This window comes from Variovorax sp. PMC12 (assembly GCF_003019815.1).
GTDB lineage: Bacteria > Pseudomonadota > Gammaproteobacteria > Burkholderiales > Burkholderiaceae_C > Variovorax.
In genome coordinates, this window is record NZ_CP027773.1 from 1,442,399 (window position 1) to 1,458,596 (window position 16,198).

Genomic DNA, 16,198 nt, shown 5'->3' on the forward strand with positions numbered 1-16,198 from the left:
CGGTCTCCGGTGGCTTTTTTCTTGTCCGTTCGAATCTGCATCAAATCGGCAGGGCGATCAGGTCGTGGCCTTCGGCGCCCACGATGCGCGCGCGCGTGAACTCGCCGACCTTCAGCGTCTTGCTGATCTTCTCGGGCGGCAGCAAGCGCACGGTGCCATCGATCTCCGGCGCATCGGCGTACGTGCGCCCCACTCCACCCTTGCGGCCCAGGCCCGGCGCCGAATCGACCAGCACCTGCATGGTCGAACCGATGCGACGCTGGAGCTTGGCGATCGACACGGCCTCCGCCACTTCCATGAAGCGGGCACGGCGCGCTTCGCGCTCCGGTTCGGGCAGCATGCCCGGAATGTCGTTGGCAGTGGCGCCTTCGACCGGGCTGTAGGCAAAGCAACCGGCACGATCGATTTCGGCTTCGCGGATGAAGTCGAGCAGATGCTCGAATTCCTGTTCGGTTTCGCCAGGAAAGCCGGCGATGAAGGTACTGCGGACCACGAGTTCCGGGCACACCTCGCGCCAACGCGCAAGACGCTCGAGGTTCTTCTCGCCGCTGGCCGGGCGCTTCATGCGCTTGAGCACATCAGGGTGGCTGTGCTGCAGCGGCACGTCGAGATACGGCAGCACCTGTCCGCTCGCCATCAGCGGAATGACTTCGTCCACGCTCGGGTACGGGTACACGTAGTGCAGGCGAACCCAGGCGCCGTACGGCTCGGCGATCTCACCGAGCGTGCGCACCAGTTCGAGCATGCGGGTCTTGACCGGCTTGCCGTCCCAGAAACCGGTGCGGTACTTCACGTCGACGCCGTAGGCCGAGGTGTCCTGGCTGATCACGAGCAGCTCTTTCACGCCGCCCTCGAACAGGGCCTTGGCTTCGCTCAGCACATCGCCGACAGGCCGCGACACGAGGTCGCCGCGCATCGACGGGATGATGCAGAAGGTGCACCGGTGGTTGCAGCCTTCGCTGATCTTCAGGTAGGCGTAGTGGCGCGGCGTCAGCTTGAGGCCGGCAACGCCGAAGGTGTTGGGCACCAGGTCGATGAACGGGTCGTGCGGCTTGGGCAGGTTCGCATGCACCGCATCCATCACCTCCTGCGTGGCATGGGGGCCGGTAACGGCCAGCACGCTCGGATGCATCTGGCGCACCAGGTTGCCGCCTTGGTCGCCGGTCTTGGCACCCAGGCAACCCGTGACGATGACACGGCCGTTCTCGGCCAGCGCTTCGCCGATGGTGTCCAGGCTCTCCTTCACGGCATCGTCGATGAAGCCGCAGGTGTTGACGATCACGAGATCGGCACCTTCGAAGGTCTTGGCGGTCTGATAACCCTCGGCACTCAGCTGGGTCAGGATCAACTCGGAATCGGTAAGGGCCTTGGGGCAGCCCAGGCTCACGAATCCGACCTTGGGGGCGGTCGGCGTGGCCGTTCGTTCGGGGGAGGCAACTTCGCTCATATGCCTCTATTGTCCCAGCTATCGGCGACGGCCGGGCGCCCTTCGAAAAACCTTCGACTTACGGCGATCGGGCGGTACTCACGGACGCTTGATGCCAAAGGCCCCCAATACCTGCTCGGTGTTTTTCTGCATCTGCTCCTGCATCTGCAGGAAAACGTTCTTGGACTGCTCGACGTAGTTGCCCATCAGCCCTTGCAGCATCGGCGACTGCATCGTCATGAAGCGCGACCACATCTCGGGCGTCAGGCCCTCGGCCTTGTCGGCCAACTGCTCCTGCACTTCGGTCATGGCCTGGATGTTCTTCTCGAGATACGGCCCCATGTACCCTTGCATCGCCTGACCGTAGAAGCGAATGATGTTGGCCAGCACCTGCTCGGTGAACATCGGCGCGCCGCCCGCCTCTTCTTCGAGAATGATCTGCAGCAGGATGCTGCGCGTGAGGTCGTCGCCGGTCTTGGCATCGCGCACCACGAACTGCGCGTTCTGGATGACCAGCTGCTTCACCTCGGTCAAGGTGATGTACGTCGATGTCTCGGTGTCGTAGAGCCTTCGGTTGGGGTATTTCTTGATCACACGCTGTACCGGCTTGACCCCGGACTTCTTGCTCTGCACTGCGGACTCCTTCACATGGACGCCCATGTCATCGGATGATTCTAGGGAGCCGTTTTGCTGCATCGCGACAAGGTTTACCCTGACCGCGCGCCGTACATTGTTCAATCCGGCGATGTTGCGTACTCCGCGCCGCATGCGTGGCAGAGCGCGGTTTCGGGCCGCTCTGCAGCGGTATCACGAAAACGCAGCGGATTCTTCTGCCCGTAGACAACCCAGCAGCGCGGGCAGTGCTCCTGCCCGGCGGTAGGCAGATAGGCGCGCGCACGCTGTTCAGCCCGCTCTTCGGTCACCGGCATACCCTGGCGTTGTGCACGCGCTACCTCGCGTGCGGCCATGGTGTCGGTGCGGCCGCTCGAGTGGTCGTTGATGCCGTAGACAGCGCGTGCAAACTCGAGAGGAGCCTGCCTCATCAGCGCCGCGAGACGCCTGTCGGCATGAGCCGGATCAACCAGCGTTGATCGCGTATGTATCGGATCGCTAATCAAGAAAATTGGAATGAAATTTCAGAGACCTCAAGGTAGCACAACAACAAGGCCGAGGTCTTCCAAAACCAGACTGCATGACGCAAACATCCGAACGCTGATGTCGGATCTGTGCGAGATGAATTGATGGTGCCATCGAGGCGACAAGAAAGAAAAGTTGCAGGCTGCTTTTCTAGGCAGCTGCAGTTTTCAAATTTTCCCTGTGGGCCTGAAGACTGGTCTTCTTCAGAGGGAAAATTGGTAGGCGCGATTGGACTCGAACCAACGACCCCCACCATGTCAAGGTGGTGCTCTAACCAGCTGAGCTACGCGCCTAAGGATGTGTCCGAGAAGCGTCTATTGTAGCAGGAGAAATGGCACTTTTTAGCGACGACGTGCAGATCGCACACCAATTACTGCAGTGACCACGCCGAGCACCTGCGTGAGCCGCGCGGCGTCGGCGATTTCAACAGTGAACGTCATCCACGCCGTGCCCTTGATCGATTGCGTCTGCACGCCGATGACGTTCATCTTCTCGCGCGCAAAGACGTCGGAGATATCGCGCAGCAGACCCTGGCGGTCGGCCGCTTCCACGGCCACGTCCACCGCATAGACAGGTACGTCGCCCCCTTTCTTGGGAGCACCCCACTCGACATCGATGACGCGCTCGCCATCCTTGGCCGCCATCGTGCGGAAGTTGCTGCAATCGCTACGGTGAACGCTGACGCCATGCCCGCGCGTGACGAAGCCGCGAATCGCATCCGGCGGCGCCGGCTTGCAGCACTTGGCCAGTTGCGTCATCAATGAGGACACGCCAACCACCAGCACGCCGCCCTTGCCCGACTTCTCGCTGCCGCGCGCCTTCTTGATGAGCACGCCGTCGTCCGGCCCAGGCGCCGGCTCCGGCGGACGCAACAGCGTCTCTATGTTGCGCAGCGAGAACTCGTCCTTGCCGACGACTTCGAACAGATGGTCCGCCGACTTGAAGCCGAGCTGCGAAGCCAGGTCTTCCAGCCGCACCGCCGTCTTGCCTTCTCGCTGCAGCAGCTTCTCGACCGCTTCGCGCCCACGCGCCACGGTCTCGTGCGTGATCTGCGCGTTGAACCATGCGCGCACCTTCGCGCGCGCACGATGGCTGGCGAGATAACCAAGCTCGGCATTGAGCCAGTCGCGCGATGGCCCGCCTTCCTTGGCGGCGATGATCTCGACCGTCTGCCCGTTCGACAGCGGCGTGTTCAGCGGCACCATCGCGCCGTCGACACGCGCACCGCGGCAGCGATGGCCCAGCGTCGTGTGCACGGTGTACGCAAAGTCGACCGGCGTCGCCCCTTGCGGCAGCTCGACGATCGCCGCATCGGGCGTCAGTACGTAGATGCGGTCGTCGAACAGGCCCTGCCCCTGCAGCCCGCCGGACAGATCGCGCTCCCACGCCAGCAGCTGCCGCAGCACCGCGATCTTGGCGTCGTACTCGCCGCTCGCCCACACGCCCGCATAGCCCTTGTGGCCAGCTTCCTTGTAGGCCCAATGCGCGGCCACGCCGTGCTCGGCATGGTCGTGCATTTCCTCGGTGCGGATCTGGATCTCGATGGGCTTGCCCGGCTTGCCGTCGACCAGCTCGCGCACCACGGTGTGCAGGGACTGATAGCCGTTGGGCTTCGGCCGCGCGATGTAGTCGTCGAACTCCTCGTCGATGGGCTGGAAGTGCGAATGCACCCAGGCCAGCGCCGCATAGCAGTCCTTCACGTCGGGCACGACCACGCGCAGCGCGAGGATGTCGAAGACCTGCGCGAAGTCGAGCGACTTGCCGCGCATCTTCTTGACGATGCTGTAGATGTTCTTTGGCCGCCCCTGCACCGTGGCCTTGACGCCCTCGGCCTGCAGTTCGCGCTCCAGTTGCGAGCGCAGTTGCTCGACGTGCCCTTCGCGCTCGATGCGCTTCTCGTCGAGCAGCCGTGCGATCAGCTTGTAGGTTTCGGGCTCGAGGAAGCGGAACGAAAGATCCTCGATCTCCCACTTCACCTGCCAGATGCCCAGCCGGTTGGCCAGCGGCGCGAACACCTGCAGCGACTCCCGCGCCACGCCTTCGGGCGCCGGCTGCTTGCTTGCCGCCGCATGCCGCAGCGTCTGCAGGCGCGAAGCCAGGCGCAGCATCACCACGCGCAAGTCGCGCGAGAACGCCAGCAGCATCTTGCGCACGTTTTCCGTTTGCGCGCCCGCGCCTTCGGCGTGGTTCCCCTGCGAGGCCGAGCGCGCCTGTTCCTGCACGCGCACCAGCTTGGTCGTCTCGACGGCGAGCGCCGCGAAGTTGTCGCCGAACACCTTGGCGATCACCTCCTGCGGACGGTTCAGGTGCTGGCAGGCATAGACCAGGTAGCTCGCCGCCTGCATCGCCTCGGAACCGCCCATCTTTGCGACGATGGCGGCCACTGCATCGGCATGCGCGAGCGTGTTTTCGCCCGTGTCCAGCTTCTCATCGGCAATCAGCGGCTCGGCGAATGCGCGCGCACGCGCCAGCATGTTCTCCATCACCGGCGAGCGCTCGGCTGTTGCGGCGGACAACGGATAGTCGACCATGGCCGCGTCGGTCACGGGCGCCGTCTGGAGGCTCGAGGAATCGCGCTTCACGCTTCTTCACTCAATCGAACAGGAAGCGGGTGACGACGGCGATCTGTGCGGGGTCGACGAAGGTCGGCGCATGGCCTACGCCTTCGAACTCGACCAGCGCGGCGTGCGGGCCGCGCTGCGTCATCGCTTGCGCGGTTTCGCGCGACAGCAGATCGGACACGGCGCCGCGCGTGATGAGCGTGCGCGCCTCGATGGCGTCGTACAGGCCCCACATGATCGCGCCGCCCTGCGCCGCGGCCTCGGGAGTGATGGCCCGCAGAGCCACGCCGATGGCGGGGTCGTAGTGCAACAGCCAGCCGCCCTCTTCACTGCCCTCCTTGCCGCTAGCCTCGACCTTGCCCGAGCCGTCGGCCGTGCGCAGGGACGCGGGCACCACCATGTGCCGCGACAACGCCAGCCATTGTTCCGGCGTGTGCGGCCCGAAAGTGGTCGACAGCGCCCACATGGCATCGGCCGCTGCCTGCACGCTTTCGTAGCGGCCGCTCTTGCCCACGTAGGCGCCGATGCGCTGCACCGCAGCAGGCTCGATGGTCGGGCCGACATCGTTGAGGACGAACCGGCGGATCGGCCGGGCCAGGGGCAGCTCCTTGTGCCCCGCGAGCACGAAGCCGATCAGCCCGCCCATGCTGGTGCCGATGTAGTCGAGCGTGTCGATGGGCTGTTCGCGATGCAGCTGCGCCACCAGCGCCACCATGTCGGCCGCGTAGACGGGCACCTGGTAGAAGGACGGATCGCGCAGCCAGTCGCTGCGTCCGCGCCCGGCCACGTCGGGGCAGACCACGCGCACGTTGCCGCCGGCGCGTGCCACGATGGCCTGTGCCAGCAAGTCGAAATCGCGCCCCTGCCGGGTCAGGCCGTGCACGCAGACGACGACGTGCGCACTGCGTGCGTCGCCCCATTGCCAATAGGCCATGCGATGGCCGCCTTGGGCGTCGTCGCACGCCACGTAATGAAGCGTCGGTTCGGTCATGAAAACGAAGTCGTCCTGGTGCGGATAATTGTCTCGTCGCATCCTAATTCATCCGGAGATTGATCTACATGCTCAAAGGCAAAACCGCGCTTGTCACGGGGTCCACAAGCGGCATCGGCCTGGCCATCGCCAAGTCGCTCGCGCAACAGGGCGCGAACATCGTGCTCAATGGTTTCGGCGACGCCGAGGCCCCAAGGTCTCAGATCGAGGCGCTGGGCGTTCGCGCCGAATACCACGGGGCCGACATGAGCAAGCCGGCGCAGATCGAGGACATGATGAAGTTCGCCGCGTCGAAGTTCGGCCGCGTCGACATCCTCGTGAACAACGCCGGCATCCAGCACGTGGCCAAGGTCGAGGACTTTCCCGCCGAACGCTGGGACGCCATCATCGCGATCAACCTCACCAGCGCCTTCCACACGACCCGGCTGGCGATTCCGGCGATGCGCGAGGCCAACTGGGGCCGCGTCATCAACATCGCCTCCGCCCACGGGCTCGTGGCCTCGGCGCAGAAGTCGGCCTACGTGGCGGCCAAGCACGGCATCGTCGGCCTGACCAAGTCGGTCGCGCTGGAAACCGCGACCACCGGCGTCACCGTCAATGCCATCTGCCCCGGCTGGGTGCTCACGGCGCTGGTGCAAAAGCAGATCGACGACCGCGCGGCGCGCGAAGGCATCACGCCCGCGCAGGCGCAGAACGAACTGCTGGGCGAAAAGCAGCCTTCGCTGCAGTTCACCACCGTCGAGCAACTCGGCGGCCTGGCCGTGTTCCTGTGCTCGCCGGCGGCCGACCAGGTCCGGGGCGTTGCCTGGGCCATGGACGGCGGCTGGACTGCCCAGTAAAGGGTAGCCCGGCGGTACGCAGCCTTCTTATTTGAGCTGCACGGAACCCGACACGTTCACGACCACGCTGGTCTTGCCGGCCTCGACCGGCACGGCCGAATCGGAAGAGAACGACGCCTTCGCCTGCATCGCCATCATGCGCGGGCGCGGGCCGTTGTCGCTCGCATTCACCGACACCTCGCGCAGCGTGTAGCCGCCGAAGCCGAAGCCCTTGGCCAGCTCGGCAGCCTTCTGCTTGAAGTTCTCGATGGCGATGCCCTGCGCCTCGGCCTCGGTCTTGGAGCGCTGCTCGCGGCTCAGGCCGAAACCGACGTTGCCCACGCTCAGCGTGCTGATGCGGCCGGCGGTCTGGGTGATGCGCGGAAAGTCGCGGCCCTCGAGCACCAGCTCGGTGGAGCCTTGCCAGCCATTGATCTTGCCGTCCTTGGTGTAGCGCGGCGAGAGGCTGAAATTGCCGGTGTGCACGTCCAGCTGGCCCGGCTGCGCGCTCTTCCTGGCCTCGCTCAAAGCGGCATCGAGCGCTGCCTTGAGCTGCGTCTGCACGGTGGCGGCATCGGCGGCGTCGCGGGTGGTGGTGAGCGTCATGCTCAGCATGTCCTGCTGCACCTCGACCGTTCCGGCCGCCGACAGCTGCAGCACGTTCTGCGGCGCGGGCGTGACGACGGTTTGCGCGATGGCGGTGCCGGCCATGGCCAGGGCGGCGCAGGCCGCGAGCAATTTGATGGATTTCAAGGTGTAGTTCTCCCCAGTTGGTATGAAAGACAAGCCGACGCCGGCAGGCCATCCGGCTGGCCCGCCGGAACGCCTCAGCGGCGTTGGCTGCTTGGAGACGTCAGCGGGCGGGCCGCGGTCGGCGGTGCCGGTGCGATCCGCTCGGCCGGCTGCGATTCTGCCGAATTGACCAATGCACCCGCGGCGGGCGGGGTCCATTGGCCGCGAACCTGCTGGCGCAGCTCGAACAGTTCGGCGGCCGTCAGCCGCCGGCCGGCCATGGCTTCCTCGCGGCGGACCTCTTCGCGTTGCCCGGCCCGATGGGCCGCGACGGCATCGCGAACCTCGCTGCGGCGCACCTCGCCCACCCTCAGGAAATTGCCGGGGACCGCCTGCGCCCACAGCGGCGCACAGGCACAGGCGACAAGAAATGACCGGGCGAAATATGGTTGTCTCATTGAGCGAAAGTCATAAGGCAGCAGTGACTTTGCCACCTCAACGCGTACGGCTGGTGACCAGACCGCGAGCGTCCGCAAGTTTTGTAACTTAGTGTCAAACCATAAGTAAATCTGGCTCAACGGGTGCTCAACGCCTTCAGAATCGGCCCTGTTACAAATTCATCGTTGTAGAAATGACTCAAGTTCCCGCTCGCACCGACAAGATCGTGATCGTCGACGACGACGCCCGCATCCGCGACCTGCTGCGCCGCTACCTGACGCAGGAAGGTTTCGAAGTGATCGTGGCCGAGGACGGCAAGGCGCTCAACCGCATCCTGTTGCGCGACACGGTCGACCTGATCGTGCTCGACCTGATGATGCCCGGCGAAGACGGCCTCTCGGTCTGCCGCCGCCTGCGCGCCGCCAATGACCGCACGCCGATCATCATGCTCACCGCCAAGGGCGAGGACGTGGACCGCATCGTCGGCCTCGAAGTCGGCGCCGACGACTACCTCGGCAAGCCCTTCAACCCCCGCGAACTGCTGGCCCGCGTGCACGCCGTGCTGCGCCGCCGTCCGCCGCTCGAGGCGCCCGGCGCCCCTTCCACGGAGAACGAGACCGTCACCTTCGGCCCGTTCGCTTTCGATCTCGGCTCGCGAACCCTGAAGAAGGATGGCGAAGAACTCTCGCTGACCACCGGCGAGTTCGCGATGCTGAAGGCGCTGGTGCGCCATCCGCGTCAACCGCTGTCGCGCGAAAAGCTGGCCCAGCTGGCGCGCGGGCGCGAGTTCGAGCCCTTCGACCGCAGCCTGGACGTGCAGATCTCGCGCCTGCGCAAGCTGGTCGAGTCCGACGCCGCCGCGCCGCGCTACATCCAGACCGTCTGGGGCGTGGGCTACGTGTTCGTGCCGGACGGCACGGCCTGAACGCCCGTTTGAAAGGTGCCCATCGGCCAACCCGCCAGACAGGGCCTGGTCCAGGAGGACGGCGCACAGGTCACGATGCCGAGCCCGCTCGAGGCGAGTTCGCACCGTGATCGTCGCCCCGGCCTCAAGCTGGGTTTCAGCCTTTTCTGGCGCACCTTCTTCCTGCTCGCGCTGCTGCTGATCGGCTGTACGGTCGCCTGGCTGCAGACCTTCCGCTCGCTCGAATACGAGCCCCGTGCCATCCAGACCGCGCACCAGATCGCCTCGCTCGTGAACCTCACGCGCGCGGCGCTGGTGTATTCGGACGCGATCACGCGGGTCTCGCTGATCAAGACACTGGCCGACCAGGAAGGCGTGCGCATCCTGCCGCGCGAGCCCAACGACCGCTTCGAGCCCTACACCAGCGGTGCGCTCGACCTGCGCGTGACCGAGGAACTGATCGACCAGCTCGGCGAAGGCACCACGGTGGCGAGCCGCGTGAACGACGAAGCCGGCCTGTGGATCGGCTTCACCATCGAGAGCGACACTTACTGGCTGCTGCTCGACCCCACGCGCTTCAGCCGCGTGGGCGGGCGCACCTGGCTGGTCTGGCTGAGCACGGCGATGGCGCTGTCGCTGGCGGGTGCGGCGCTGATCACGCGGCTCATCAACCTGCCGCTCAAGCAGCTGTCGCGCGCGACCATGCAGGTGCGCGAAGGCGAGTACGAGGCCCACCGGCTCGACGAGCGCGCCCGCACCAACGAGATCCGCGCCGTGAACATCGGCTTCAACCGCATGGCCGACCAGCTCGCCAAGATCGAGCAGGACCGCGCCATCATGCTGGCCGGCATCTCGCACGACCTGCGCACGCCGCTGGCACGGCTGCGGCTCGAAACCGAGATGAGCGTGGCCGACGAGGACGCCCGCGACCACATGGCCGCCGACATCGCCCAGCTCGACGCGATCATCGACAAGTTCCTCGACTACGCCCGGCCCGACCATGTCGATCCGCGCCCGGTGCTGCTGCGCGACGTGGTCGACGCCTGCACCTACGCCGTGCAGGACTACGACGAGATGAACATCACCGTCGACGTGCCCGCCGACCTGCGCGTGCTGGGCGACGAGGTCGAACTCACGCGGGTGATCTCCAACCTGGTAGAGAACGCGCGGCGCTACGGCAAGACGCCCTCCACCGGCGTGGCCGACGTGACGATCCAGGCGCAGGCCAACAACGACGCGGTGCTGATCAAGGTGCGAGACCACGGCGCGGGCGTGGAGCCTGCCCTGCTCTCGCAGCTGACCAAGCCCTTCTTCCGCGGCGACACCGCCCGCACCTCGGCGGCCGGCGCGGGCCTGGGCCTGTCGATCGTGGCGAAGAACATCGAGCGCATGGGCGGCACCTTCGCGCTGACCAGCACGCCGGGGCGCGGCCTCGCGGCCCACATCCGGATGCCGCGCGCAATGCCGGCGGCGGCCGGCAAGCCCGGAGAGTCGCAGGGCGGCAAGAAGCCGGCCTGAGCGCCGCCGCCTCAGCGGTGAAGCAGAACGGCCGCGCGCGCTTCCATCGCGCGGCCCTCGCCCACCGGGCCCAGCTTCTCGGCCGTCTTGGCCTTCACGTTCACCTGTTCCAGCGCCACGCCCAGCGTGTCGGCGATGCGCTGGCACATGAGCGGAATGTGCGGCGCCAGCTTGGGCGCCTGGGCGATCACGGTGCTGTCGACGTTGCCGATCTCCCAGCCCGCCGCGCGCACCCGGCGTGCCGCCTCGGCCAGCAGCACCGACGAATCGGCACCGCGGAACTGCGGATCGGTATCCGGAAAATGCCGGCCGATGTCGCCCAGCCCGGCGCCGCCCAGCAGCGCGTCGGTGATGGCGTGCAGCAGCACGTCGGCGTCCGAATGGCCCAGCAGGCCGGTGACGTGCGGCACCTCGATGCCGCCCAGGATCAGCTTGCGCCCGGCCACCAGCTGGTGAACGTCCCAGCCCTCGCCGACGCGAATGTTGAAAGCGCCCGTCATGCCATGCCCTTCCTGCGGCCGAGCAGCACGGCCTCGGCCAGTGCGAAGTCTTCGGGGTAAGTCACCTTGAAGTTCTGGGCGCTGCCCGGCACCAGCAGCGGCGACAGGCCGATGGCCTCGATGGCGCCGGCCTCGTCGGTCACGGCGTCGCCGATGCGCTCCAGCGCGTCGAGCAGCATGCCGATGCGGAACATCTGCGGCGTCTGCGCCAGCCATTTGTCGGCACGCGGCAGGGTCTGGGCCACGCGGCTTTCCGTCGTCGATGCTTTCAGCGTGTCCGCCAGCCGGTGGGCCAGCAGGCCGCCCACGGCGTCGTGCTCGCAGGCGGCAATCAGCGCCTCGATCTGGCTGGAGCTGACGAGGCAGCGCGCCGCGTCGTGCACCAGCACCCAGTCGTGCGCGCCGGCGCCCTTCTGCCGCAGCGCCGCCAGGCCGTTGCGCACCGTGGCCGCGCGGGTCAGGCCGCCCACGCGCAGCAGGTATTCGTTCTCGGCTGGAAAGCGCGGCAGCGCGGCATCCACATCGCGGTCGTCCGGCGACACCACCAGCGCCAGCCCCGCGAAGCGCCCCGCCAGCGCCCGGAAGGCCTCCAGCGTGTGCGCCACCATCGGCAGGCCGGCCAGGCGCTGGTACTGCTTGGGCTGGGTGGACTGCGCATGGCCCGCGCGATGGCCGGAGCCGGCGCAGGGAATCAGCACGAAAAGTCGGGAAGAAGACATGAGGTCCTGTACGGGCGGGCCAATGGCCGACAAGCGGATGAAGGGCCGCCATTCTAGAATTGCCCCTCGCACACCCCTCGCCAGCCGGCGCGGGGTGTTGTGCATTTCCTAAGCGTTACATGGACCTCCCCCACCTCACGGCGGGCAAGCGTTTCACGCTGCCGCGTCCCCCGTTGTCGGCCGATGCACTGCTGCTGGCGCAGCTGGCCATGCGCGAGAAAGCCGCCGGGCGCGCCACGGCGATGTTCACCGCCGATGCCAACGACGCCCAGCGCCTGATCGACGAGATCGCCTTCTTCGCGCCCGACCTGCGCTGCGCCCTGTTCCCCGACTGGGAGACGCTGCCCTACGACAGCTTCTCGCCCCACCAGGACCTGATCAGCGAGCGCCTGGCCACCCTCTGGCGCATCAGCCAGAAGGAAGCCGACGTGGTGCTGGTGCCCGCCACCACCGCGCTCTACCGGCTGGCACCGCCGTCCTTCCTGGCCGGCTACACCTTCCACTTCAAGGCCAAGCAGAAGCTCGAGGAATCGAAGCTCAAGGCCCAGCTCACGCTGGCCGGCTACAGCCACGTGACGCAAGTGGTGAGCCCCGGCGAATACGCGGTGCGCGGCGGGCTGATCGACCTGTTCCCCATGGGCTCGCCGGTGCCCTTCCGCGTCGACCTGTTCGACGACGAGATCGATTCCATCCGCACCTTCGATCCCGACACCCAGCGCAGCCTCTACCCCGTGCCCGAGGTGCGTCTGCTGCCGGGCCGCGAGTTCCCGATGGACGACGACGCACGCGGGCGCTTCCGGGGCCGCTGGCGCGAGCTGCTGGAAGGCGACCCGACCAAGAGCCGCATCTACAAGGACATGGGCAACGGCGTGGCCACCGCCGGCATCGAGTACTACCTGCCGCTGTTCTTCGACGAGACGGCCACGGTGTTCGACTACCTCGGCCCCGACGCCACCGTGGTGCTGCACGGCGACCTGGAGCCCGCGTTCCAGCACTTCTGGCAGGACACCAACGAGCGCTACCGGCTGGTGCAGGGCGACCCCGAACGCCCGGCGCTGCCGCCCGAAGCGCTGTTCCTGAACGCCGAGCAGTTCTACCAGCGCGCCAAGCCCCATGCGCAGCTCGCCATCCGTGGCGACGTGCCCACCGAGGCGCCCTACGCCGAGTTCGACAAACTGCCGCCGTTCGCCGTGGTGCGCGGCGCCGAAGACCCGCTGGTCGGCCTCAAGGCGCACATCGCGAAGACGCCGCACCGCGTGCTGCTGATCGCCGAGAGCGACGGCCGCCGCGAGAGCCTGCTCGACTTCCTGCGCGCCAGCGGCGTGAACCCGCCGGCCTTCGACTCGCTGGCCGAATTCGAAGCCTCCGCCGACGAAAAAGTCGGCATCGCCACCGCCGCGCTGGCGTCGGGCTTCGCCTGGCGCGAGCAAGGCATCGACCTCGTCACCGAAACCGAGCTGTTCGCCACCGCGCCCACCACGCGCCGGCGCAACAAGAAGCAGGAACAGGTCAGCGACGTCGAGGCGCTCATCAAGGACCTGTCGGAGCTGAACGTCGGCGACCCGGTGGTCCACACCGCGCACGGCATCGGCCGCTACCGCGGCCTGATCCACATGGACCTGGGCCAGGGCAACGGCCCCGACGGCAAGCCCCTCCTGCAGGAAATGCTGCACCTGGAGTACGCCGACAAGGCCACGCTCTACGTGCCGGTGTCGCAGTTGCACCAGATCAGCCGCTACACCGGTGTCAGCGCCGACGAGGCACCGCTGCACAAGCTGGGCTCCGGCCAGTGGGACAAAGCCAAGCGCAAGGCTGCCGAGCAGGTGCGCGACTCGGCTGCCGAGCTGCTCAACATCTATGCCCGCCGCGCCGCGCGTGAGGGCCATGCCTTCCGCTATTCGCCGGCCGACTACGAGGTGTTCGCCAACGACTTCGGCTTCCAGGAAACCGCCGACCAGAAGGCCGCGATCCATGCGGTGGTGCAGGACATGATCTCGCCCCAGCCCATGGACCGCCTGGTGTGCGGCGACGTGGGATTCGGCAAGACCGAAGTGGCGCTGCGCGCCGCCTTCATCGCGGTCACCGGCGGCAAGCAGGTGGCCTTCCTTGCGCCCACCACGCTGCTGGCCGAGCAGCACTACCAGACGCTGGTCGACCGCTTCGCCAAGTGGCCGGTGAAGGTGGCGGAAATGAGCCGATTCCGCTCCGCCAAGGAAATCACCGCCGCCGCCAAGGGGCTGGCCGAGGGCCAGGTCGACATCGTGGTCGGCACGCACAAGCTGCTGTCGCAGTCGGTCAAGTTCAAGAACCTGGGCCTGCTCATCATCGACGAGGAACACCGCTTCGGCGTGCGCCATAAAGAGGCGATGAAGGCAATGCGCGCCGAGGTCGACGTGCTCACGCTCACCGCCACGCCGATTCCGCGCACGCTGGGCATGGCGCTGGAAGGCCTGCGCGACCTGAGCGTGATCGCCACCGCGCCGCAGCGGCGCCTTGCCATCAAGACCTTCGTGCGCAACGAAGGCACCGGCGTGATCCGCGAAGCCGTGCTGCGGGAGCTGAAGCGCGGCGGACAGGTGTACTTCCTGCACAACGAGGTCGAGACCATCGAGAACCGCCGCCAGAAGCTCGAGGAAATCCTGCCCGAGGCCCGCATCGCCGTGGCGCACGGCCAGATGCCCGAGCGCGAGCTGGAGCGCGTGATGCGCGACTTCGTGGCGCAGCGCTACAACCTGCTGCTGTGCTCGACCATCATCGAGACCGGCATCGACGTGCCGACCGCCAACACCATCGTGATGAGCCGCGCCGACAAGTTCGGCCTGGCGCAGCTGCACCAGCTGCGCGGCCGCGTCGGCCGTTCGCACCACCAGGCGTATGCCTACCTCATGGTGCCCGACACAGAGGGCCTGACCAAGCAGGCGGCACAGCGGCTCGACGCCATCCAGCAAATGGAAGAGCTGGGTTCCGGCTTCTACCTGGCCATGCACGACCTGGAGATCCGCGGCACCGGCGAGGTGCTTGGCGAAAGCCAGAGCGGCAACATGATGGAGATCGGCTTCCAGCTCTACAACGAGATGCTCAGCGAGGCCGTGCGCGCGCTCAAGGCCGGCCAGGAGCCCGACCTGCTGTCGCCGCTGTCGGTCACCACCGAGATCAACCTGCACGCCCCCGCCCTGCTGCCCGACGACTACTGCGGCGACGTGCACCTGCGGCTGTCGTTCTACAAGAAGCTGGCCACCGCGAAGACGCCCGACCAGATCGACACGCTGCTCGAGGAAATCGTCGACCGCTTCGGCAAGCTGCCGCCGCAGGCGCAGACGCTGATCGACACGCACCGCCTGCGCGTGCTGGCGCGGCCCTACGGCGTGGTGAAGGTCGATGCCGCGCCGGGCATCATCAACATCACCTTCAGGAAAGACGCGCCGGTGGACGGCATGGCCATCATCCAGCTGATACAGAAGAACAAGCACATCAAGCTCGCCGGCAACGAGAAGCTGCGCATCGAGCGCGAACTGAAAGAGCCGAAAGACCGGGCCCAGCTGGTGCGCGACGTGCTGCGCAGCCTGGGCCAACCCATCGTCAAGGAAACCGCCACCGCATGAGCGCCATTCAAGAAATCTCCCCCGGCCTGGTCATCCAGCGCGTGAAGCCGCCGCTGAAGCTGGCCGACTTCAAGCTGATCGCGTTCGACATGGACTCGACGCTGATCAACATCGAGTGCATCGACGAGATCGCCGACGCGGTCGGCAAGAAGGCCGAAGTGGCGGCCATCACCGAAGCCACGATGCGCGGCGAGATCAAGGACTTCAAGGAGAGCCTGCGCCGCCGCGTGGCGCTGCTCGAGGGCGTGCCGGTCGAGGCGCTGCAGCAGGTGTACGACGAGCGGCTGAAGCTCAACCCGGGCGCGAGCGAGCTGGTCGCGGCCTGCAGGAAGGCCGGCCTCAAGGTGCTGCTGGTGTCGGGCGGCTTCACTTTCTTTGCGAATCGCGTGAAGGAGCGCCTGGGGATCGACTTCGCGCGCTCCAACCTGCTCGACGAAGCCGACGGCAAGCTCACGGGCGAGGTCGTCACGCAAAGCTGGGGCGACATCTGCGACGGTGCCGAGAAACGCCGCACGCTGCTGGAGGTGGCGTCGCTCATGGGCATCTCGCCGCAGGAGACCATTGCCGTGGGCGACGGTGCCAACGACCTGCCGATGATGGGCGAGGCTGGTCTCTCGGTGGCCTACCACGCGAAGCCGAAGGTGCGCGAGCAGGCGATGGTCGCGATCAACGAAGGCGGGCTGGACCGCGTTCTCGAAATACTGCGATGAGATTTTGGGGGCGTGACTCGGGGCGCGCTCCCGCCGACGGGGTACTCTGCTCCGCGAATGTCCCCCGGCCTGCGGCCTCCTCCTTTATTTCGCTGCGCAGAGCACCCCGCCAGCGTGATCGTTCAGCGCACTTGTTGATCGG

Annotated in this window: 14 protein-coding genes and 1 tRNA gene; 5 read left to right on the forward strand and 10 right to left on the reverse strand. The window is 66.7% G+C overall.

Going from position 1 to position 16,198, the window contains the following annotated elements:
• Positions 1-40: 40 nt before the first annotated feature.
• The 6 genes from rimO to C4F17_RS06685 all read right to left on the reverse strand — a co-directional run bounded on the left by rimO (position 41) and on the right by C4F17_RS06685 (position 6,157).
• On the reverse strand, positions 41-1,447 hold the full coding sequence (gene rimO / locus C4F17_RS06660) for a 30S ribosomal protein S12 methylthiotransferase RimO (RefSeq protein ID WP_081267272.1): 1,407 nt from the start codon (positions 1,445-1,447) through the stop codon (positions 41-43).
• 78 nt (positions 1,448-1,525) lie between these two features.
• Positions 1,526-2,086: a polyhydroxyalkanoate synthesis repressor PhaR gene (gene phaR, locus C4F17_RS06665; RefSeq protein WP_106934698.1), complete on the reverse strand. Its 561-nt coding sequence runs from the start codon at positions 2,084-2,086 to the stop codon at positions 1,526-1,528.
• A 74-nt stretch (positions 2,087-2,160) separates the two neighbouring features.
• Positions 2,161-2,544, reverse strand: a complete 384-nt coding sequence (locus C4F17_RS06670) for a hypothetical protein (protein WP_234382628.1) — start codon at positions 2,542-2,544, stop codon at positions 2,161-2,163.
• A gap of 235 nt (positions 2,545-2,779) precedes the next feature.
• Positions 2,780-2,856: transfer RNA gene (locus C4F17_RS06675), tRNA-Val, on the reverse strand.
• Positions 2,857-2,904: 48 nt separating this feature from the next.
• Positions 2,905-5,094 carry a RelA/SpoT family protein gene (locus tag C4F17_RS06680; protein WP_234382854.1) on the reverse strand — a complete coding sequence of 730 codons (2,190 nt, stop codon included), beginning with the start codon at positions 5,092-5,094 and terminating at the stop codon, positions 2,905-2,907.
• A gap of 61 nt (positions 5,095-5,155) precedes the next feature.
• Positions 5,156-6,157 (reverse strand): alpha/beta fold hydrolase, encoded by a 1,002-nt coding sequence (locus C4F17_RS06685; protein ID WP_106934700.1) that lies wholly within the window; start codon positions 6,155-6,157, stop codon positions 5,156-5,158.
• Between the two features lie 26 nt (positions 6,158-6,183).
• Here C4F17_RS06685 and C4F17_RS06690 point away from each other — a divergent pair, with 26 nt between their 5' ends.
• On the forward strand, positions 6,184-6,954 hold the full coding sequence (locus C4F17_RS06690) for a 3-hydroxybutyrate dehydrogenase (RefSeq protein WP_106937463.1): 771 nt from the start codon (positions 6,184-6,186) through the stop codon (positions 6,952-6,954).
• A 27-nt stretch (positions 6,955-6,981) separates the two neighbouring features.
• Here the strand turns inward: C4F17_RS06690 and C4F17_RS06695 are convergent, their stop codons facing one another.
• Together C4F17_RS06695 and C4F17_RS06700 are read right to left on the reverse strand one after the other, a co-directional pair.
• Positions 6,982-7,686 (reverse strand): SIMPL domain-containing protein, encoded by a 705-nt coding sequence (locus C4F17_RS06695; protein WP_106934701.1) that lies wholly within the window; start codon positions 7,684-7,686, stop codon positions 6,982-6,984.
• A gap of 74 nt (positions 7,687-7,760) precedes the next feature.
• The gene (locus C4F17_RS06700; RefSeq protein ID WP_106934702.1) at positions 7,761-8,123 is read right to left on the reverse strand and encodes a hypothetical protein; all 363 of its coding nucleotides are present in this window, start codon (positions 8,121-8,123) and stop codon (positions 7,761-7,763) included.
• 173 nt (positions 8,124-8,296) lie between these two features.
• Here C4F17_RS06700 and ompR point away from each other — a divergent pair, with 173 nt between their 5' ends.
• The gene (gene ompR / locus C4F17_RS06705) at positions 8,297-9,028 is read left to right on the forward strand and encodes an osmolarity response regulator transcription factor OmpR (RefSeq protein ID WP_007837017.1); all 732 of its coding nucleotides are present in this window, start codon (positions 8,297-8,299) and stop codon (positions 9,026-9,028) included.
• Positions 9,029-9,103: 75 nt separating this feature from the next.
• The gene (locus C4F17_RS06710; RefSeq protein WP_081267293.1) at positions 9,104-10,525 is read left to right on the forward strand and encodes a sensor histidine kinase; all 1,422 of its coding nucleotides are present in this window, start codon (positions 9,104-9,106) and stop codon (positions 10,523-10,525) included.
• Between the two features lie 11 nt (positions 10,526-10,536).
• On the opposite strand, the gene ispF is transcribed toward C4F17_RS06710, so the two are convergent.
• Positions 10,537-11,025 (reverse strand): 2-C-methyl-D-erythritol 2,4-cyclodiphosphate synthase, encoded by a 489-nt coding sequence (ispF, locus tag C4F17_RS06715; RefSeq protein ID WP_081267279.1) that lies wholly within the window; start codon positions 11,023-11,025, stop codon positions 10,537-10,539.
• Positions 11,022-11,744, reverse strand: coding sequence for a 2-C-methyl-D-erythritol 4-phosphate cytidylyltransferase (ispD, locus tag C4F17_RS06720; RefSeq protein WP_106934703.1), 723 nt, complete (start codon positions 11,742-11,744; stop codon positions 11,022-11,024). Before ispD ends, ispF begins: the two co-directional genes overlap by 4 nt.
• A gap of 119 nt (positions 11,745-11,863) precedes the next feature.
• Here ispD and mfd point away from each other — a divergent pair, with 119 nt between their 5' ends.
• Both mfd and serB read left to right on the forward strand, forming a co-directional pair.
• Positions 11,864-15,346, forward strand: a complete 3,483-nt coding sequence (gene mfd / locus C4F17_RS06725) for a transcription-repair coupling factor (RefSeq protein WP_106934704.1) — start codon at positions 11,864-11,866, stop codon at positions 15,344-15,346.
• Complete coding sequence (serB, locus tag C4F17_RS06730; RefSeq protein ID WP_106934705.1) at positions 15,343-16,056, forward strand: phosphoserine phosphatase SerB; 714 nt, start codon at positions 15,343-15,345, stop codon at positions 16,054-16,056. The genes mfd and serB overlap by 4 nt, the downstream gene beginning before the upstream one ends.
• Positions 16,057-16,198 lie beyond the last annotated feature (142 nt).